This window comes from Vibrio sp. 11-4(1) (assembly GCF_013048625.1).
Classification (GTDB): Bacteria; Pseudomonadota; Gammaproteobacteria; order Enterobacterales; family Vibrionaceae; genus Vibrio; species Vibrio diabolicus.
The window spans coordinates 1-602 of record NZ_VHSY01000063.1; the positions used below are offsets into that span (position 1 = coordinate 1).

General features: G+C 40.0%; 1 protein-coding gene and 1 pseudogene. One reads left to right on the forward strand and one right to left on the reverse strand.

From position 1 onward, the window contains the following. Positions 1-24: 24 nt before the first annotated feature. Positions 25-480, forward strand: a complete 456-nt coding sequence (locus FKN16_RS24370) for a GNAT family N-acetyltransferase (RefSeq protein WP_170903748.1) — start codon at positions 25-27, stop codon at positions 478-480. A 22-nt stretch (positions 481-502) separates the two neighbouring features. Here the strand turns inward: FKN16_RS24370 and FKN16_RS24375 are convergent. Next, positions 503-602 (reverse strand): annotated as a pseudogene (locus FKN16_RS24375) (IS110 family transposase); the annotation flags it as partial.

Genomic DNA, 602 nt, shown 5'->3' on the forward strand with positions numbered 1-602 from the left:
GGCGTTATGCCTAAGGTGAAATTGATGATCAAGCAGCTTGATTCAAACGAAAAATCAGTGGTTGAACTGTCAGAGTGTTGCTTAGATGAACTTCGTCAAGTTTACAGGCCAACTGAGCTCGCAGTTAGCAATAAAAACAGTGCTAAAAGTGAGTGGAGTTGCTTTGGTTTCCATGTTGATCAGGTTTTAGTTGGAGTAGTTGAAGCTAAACAGGTTGGCTCAGAATTGCAGATTGGCTCGTTAGCAGTTGCACCAAGTTTTCGCCAAAAAGGTGTAGCGAGAAAACTCGTCGATTTCGTTGTTACACAGTTTAAGCCTATTAACTCAGTTTCGGTTTGGTGTGTTGAGCAAACAGGTAATGTCGCTGTTTTTAAGGCACTAGGCTTTAATGTGATTCAACGTTTTGATTCAGCCTTCTTCATACTTTCCGACGGTTCAAAAGCGGTAGAAGTTCAGTTAAAACAAAAAGTAACGGCATAACAAGAGACTATGGCGTCAATAGTTAATTTTTGAGGCTATCTGTATCCCACATAACACCATCTCTTAGCATTGAATTTAAGATAACAACCATCTTTCTCATGCAGGCAACAATGGCAACTTTT